Source organism: Sphingomonas bacterium, from assembly GCF_903644135.1.
GTDB lineage: Bacteria > Pseudomonadota > Alphaproteobacteria > Sphingomonadales > Sphingomonadaceae > Sphingomonas.
The window spans coordinates 1-4673 of the sequence record NZ_CAHJXA010000228.1; the positions used below are offsets into that span (position 1 = coordinate 1).

Below are 4673 nucleotides of genomic sequence, written 5' to 3' on the forward strand. Positions count from 1 at the left end.
GCCCGACGGCCGCCGCTATGCGCTGGCGGTGATGATCGGCGACACCCGCGAGCCGATGCCCGCGCGCCAGCGGCTGATCCAGTCGGTGGCGGCGGCGGTGGCGCGCTACGCGACGGAAACGCGGGGCACGCTGGCGACGGCGAGCTGACCGGGCCGGCGCGCTAGCGGCTTGGGCTTTGCTTCGCTAAGCCTCCTGCCATGCCTCACCTCTATCTCGTCGACGGCTCGGGCTATATCTTCCGCGCCTATCACCGGCTGCCGCCGCTCACCAATAAGCATGGTGAGCCGGTCGGTGCGGTCTATGGCTATACGACGATGCTGTGGCGGCTCGCCGACGACCTGCACCGCGCCGATGGGCCGACGCACATGGCGGTGGTACTCGACAAGTCATCGTCGACCTTCCGCAACCAGATGTACGAGGGCTACAAGGCGCAGCGGCCGCCTCCGCCCGAGGACCTGAAGCCGCAGTTCCCGATGATCCGCGACGCCACCCGCGCCTTCTCGCTGCCGTGCATCGAGGAGGAGGGGTGGGAGGCGGACGACCTGATCGCGAGCTACGCCAAGGCGGCGCTGGCGCAGGGCTGGCAGGTGACGATCGTCTCGTCCGACAAGGACCTGATGCAGCTGATCGAGCCCGGCCTCGACATGCTCGACACCATGGCGAACAAGCGGCTGGGCGACGACGACGTGGTCGCCAAGTTCGGCGTCCTCCCGAACAAACTGGGCGAGGTGTTGGCGCTGATGGGCGACAGCGTCGACAACGTGCCGGGCGTGCCGGGGATCGGCCCCAAGACCGCGGCCAAGCTGATCCTCGAACATGGCGATGTCGAGGGGGTACTCGCCGCCGCACCCGGCATGAAGCCGGGCAAGCTGCGCGACAATCTCATCGAACATGCCGACATGGCGCGGCTGTCGCGCGAGCTGGTCAAGCTCGCCTGCGACGTGCCGCTCGAGCATTCGCTGGAGGAGCTGGAGCTGCCCGCCAGCGGCATTCCGGAGGCGCCGCTCCACGCGTTCCTCGACCATCACGGCTTCAAATCGCTGCTCGCCCGGCTGGGGCAGGTGACCGAGACGCCGTCGGTCGCCGAGGCGAAGAGCGATGCGGTCTATCCCGAGGACCCGCCGTGCGAGCATGACGCCTATGAGACGGTGGTCGACCTCGCCGCGCTGCAGGGCTGGATCGACGCCGCGCGCGCGCAGGGCTTTGTCGCGTTCGATACCGAGACGACCGGCAAGGACCCGATGGCGTGCCAGCTGGTCGGGGTCTCGCTCGCGCTCGCGCCCAACCGCGCCTGCTACGTCCCGCTCGGCCACGGCACCACCGACCTTCTCGCCGAGACGCCGGTGCAGCTCGACCGCGAGGCGGCGCTGTCGGCGATCAAGCCGCTGCTGGAGGATGCGGCGGTGGTGAAGATCGGCCACAACCTCAAATACGACCTGCTCGTCCTCGGCCGCGCCTATCGCGAGGGTGTCACGATCGCGCCGTATGACGATACCATCGTGATGAGCTTCGACCTCGACGCCGGGCTGCACGGCCACCGCATGGACGAACTCGCCGCCACCCACCTGTCGCACAGCTGCATCGCCTATAAGGACGTGGTGGGCACGGGAAAGGGCCAGCGCGGCTTTCACGAGATCGACCTGAAGAGCGCCACCCGCTACGCCGCCGAGGATGCCGACGTGACGCTGCGGCTGTGGCGGCGCTTCACGCCGCGGCTGGCGGCGGAAAGTGCGACGCAGGTCTATCAGATGGTCGACCGCGCGCTGCCGGCGGTGATCGCTGGCATGGAGCGGCACGGGATCAAGGTGGATCGCGAGCGGTTGGCGCAGCTGTCGGCCGGCTTCACCGAGCAGATCGCCGGGCTGGAGACGGTGATCCACCAGATGGCCGGCGGCCCGTTCACGATCGGCAGCCCCAAGCAGCTGGGCGACGTGCTGTTCGAGCGGATGGGGCTGAAAGGCGGGCGCAAGGGCAAGAGCGGCGTCTACTCCACCGACGTCAACGAACTGGAGCGGCTGGCGGCCGACAAGGCGTCGCCAGGGGCGGAGCTGGTGACGCGCGTGCTCGACTGGCGGCAGCTGACCAAGCTCAAGAACACCTATACCGACGCGCTGCAGGAGCAGATCAACCCCGACACCGGCCGCGTCCACACCAGCTACAGCCTGACCGGCGCGCAGACCGGGCGATTGAGCTCGACCGACCCCAACCTCCAGAACATCCCGATCCGCACCGAGACCGGCCGCCAGATTCGCGATGCCTTCGTGGCGGAGGCGGGCAACGTCATCCTCGCCGCCGACTATTCGCAGATCGAGCTGCGGCTGGCGGCGCACATGGCGGACGTGCCCGCGCTTAAGCAAGCGTTCGCCGACGGCGACGACATCCACAGCCTCACCGCCGCCGAGCTGTTCGGCGAAGTAACGCGCGACACCCGCGCCAACGCCAAGACGATCAACTTCGCGATTCTCTACGGGATCAGCCGCTGGGGGCTGGCCGGCCGGCTGGACGTGTCGGCGGACGAGGCGCAGGCGATGATCGACCGCTATTTCGAGCGCTTCCCCGGCATCAATCGTTACATCGCCGAGACGCTGACCCAGGTGCGCGAGCGCGGCTTCACGACGACGCTGTTCGGCCGCAAGACGCATTTCCCGCGTATCAAGTCCAAGGTCCAGCACGAGCGCCAGGGAGCCGAGCGCGCCGCGATCAACGCACCAATCCAGGGCACCTCGGCAGACATCATCAAGCGGGCGATGTCGCGGATGGGGCCGGCGCTGGCCGATGCGGGGCTGGAGCGGGTGCGGATGCTGCTGCAGGTGCATGACGAGCTGGTGTTCGAGCTGCCCGAGGGCGATGTCGAGGCCGCCCGGCCGGTGATCAGCCATGTGATGGCCACCGCCGCCGAACCGGCGCATCCGCTGTCGGTGCCGCTGGGCATCGAGATCGGTGTGGGCGCCAGCTGGGGCGCGGCGCACTAATCAATGCTGGTGTCACCCTCAACCTTTCGCTCGCCTGCGGCGAGCTGTTCCCTCTCCCGCCGGGAGAGGGCGGGAGCGGCGCAGCCGCGGAAGGGTGAGGGTGACGGATCGTGACGGCCGCTCCCGCCGACATCGATGCGCTCGCCAGAGGCGGCCGCACCAACATCGCCGGCTTCGCGCTGCGGCTGCTCGCGCGTATCCCGTTCCTGTTCATCGCCGGGCGGCTCTACGGCCCGGCGCTGGTCGGGCGGTTCGCGATCGCGGTGGTGGTGGTCGAACTTGCGGCGCTGCTGGCCACCCTGGGCTTGAAACGCGGCCTCGCTCAGGCGTTGAGCGCGGGTGCCATGGACGGGAAAGGGCGCCCGGCGGCGTGGATTGTCTGGGACGCGCTGGCGGTCGCGTTCGTCGTGTCGGTGGTCGCGACCGCGATCCTGTCGACCTTCCCGCAGGTCATGTACCCCAACAGCGCCATCGGCGGGCTCGACCGCTGGCTGCCCTGCATCATCGTCGCCAGCGCCTGGTCCGACGTCAGCCTCGCCGCGCTCGCGTACCGCCGCGACGTGCAGGCGACGGTCAATGCGCGCGCGATCGTCGAGCCGTGGACGATCTCGATCGCCGCCTGGCTGTTCTCGTTCGCGACGATCAAGGACGGACTGGTGCTGTCCTATGTCGCCTCGATGGTGGCGGCATTAGTCGCCAGCCTGGTGCCGTTCGTGCGCGCCTATGGCCTGCCGCGCGGCTGGACGCCGCAGCTCGGGCCTCTCTATCGCCTCGCCAGCGCAAACGCGCCGCTCGCCGGGGCGGACGCGCTGGAATGGGGCAGCCGCAACGTCGACCGCTTCATCCTGGGCGTCCTGTTCGCACCCAAGATCGTCGGCATCTATTACATGGCGCAGCAGGTCGCGAGCCTGCCGCAGAAGCTCAAGACCAGCTTCGATCCGATCCTTGGCCCGGTCGTCACCGAAGCGCTGGCGCGCGGCGATCGCGCCGCAGTGGCCAATCAGGTGCGCCAGGTCGCCTTCTGGATCATCGCTGCACAGGGCTGCCTGGCGCTGATGGGGTCGATCCCCGGCCCGGCCGTGATGGGCATCGTCGGGCCGCAGTTCGTGGCGGGCACGGCGGCGATGGCGTTCCTGCTGGTCGCGGAGGTGCTCGCCTCGACCGGAGCCGTCAGCGAGACCGCGCTGGTCTATATCGCCCGCCACCGCAATCTCGCCATCTCGGCGGCGATGCTGGTGGTGCAGGTCGGCCTCGGCGTCGCACTGATCCTGGCCATGCGGCGGCTCGGCTGGCCGGTGACCTGGCAGGCGGCGGGGCCGGCGGTGGCGCTGATGACCAGCGTCGCGCTCACCTCGATCATCAAGGCAGGCGTGCTCGGCCGGCTGCTGGGCACGTCGGTATCGCCGCTGCGCTGGGCGCTGGTCGGCGCGGTGGCAGCGGCATTGGCGATCGGAGGGACTTTCACGCTGCTGCCCACCTGGGCTGAGCTGCTGATCGGCGAGCCGGCGATCGCGGCGACGTATCTGTTCGTCCTGTGGCGTTTCGCGTTCGAGCCGGCGGACCGGGCACTGTTTGCCGGAGCCGCACGCCAATAGCTTAGCTATCGCGAGACGGCGAACGGCCGGCCGGGCTCGGCTACAGCCGAGCTTCGACGTCACGGGACTTGCTCCCGTGACGGTCCTGTGGGTGTCGGTCCTTGG

Annotated in this window: 2 protein-coding genes; both read left to right on the forward strand. The window is 69.2% G+C overall.

Features of this window, described 5'->3' with window-relative positions; translation table 11 throughout:
- Window positions 1-198: 198 nt before the first annotated feature.
- Window positions 199-2973: a DNA polymerase I gene (gene polA, locus HUU96_RS11550; RefSeq protein ID WP_174292939.1), complete on the forward strand. Its 2775-nt coding sequence runs from the start codon at window positions 199-201 to the stop codon at window positions 2971-2973.
- A gap of 110 nt (window positions 2974-3083) precedes the next feature.
- A complete protein-coding gene (locus HUU96_RS11555) occupies window positions 3084-4568 on the forward strand; it encodes a lipopolysaccharide biosynthesis protein (RefSeq protein WP_254605197.1) in 1485 nt (494 codons plus the stop codon).
- Window positions 4569-4673 lie beyond the last annotated feature (105 nt).